The following is a 209-nucleotide window of genomic DNA, read 5'->3' as shown; positions in this document are numbered from 1 at the left end:
CGGCAATTCTTGCCCGTACAATGAATATTCCGGCGGTGATCGGACTCGGAGAAGATCTGTTGACAAAATATGACGGTAAAATGGCGGTGATTGACGGATTTACCGGAATGTTATACATTGATCCTGATGAAGAAACAATGAAAGTCATGGAAGAAAAGCGCGCGAAAGATCAGGAGCAGAAAGCGCTTCTTGAGCAGCTTAAAGGAAAA

1 protein-coding gene is annotated in these 209 nt (G+C 44.0%); it reads left to right on the top strand.

Annotated features, from left to right (window positions below; all coding sequences use genetic code 11):
* On the top strand, positions 1–209 hold a 209-nt coding region (locus NE668_RS10250), incomplete at both ends, for a PEP-utilizing enzyme (RefSeq protein ID WP_256197016.1).

Origin of the sequence: Veillonella parvula (assembly GCF_024461875.1) — a bacterium.
In the GTDB taxonomy this organism is placed as follows: domain Bacteria; phylum Bacillota; class Negativicutes; order Veillonellales; family Veillonellaceae; genus Veillonella; species Veillonella parvula_I.
The sequence above is the reverse complement of the archived record's forward strand: the minus strand, read 5'-3'. Positions and strand labels throughout refer to the sequence as shown.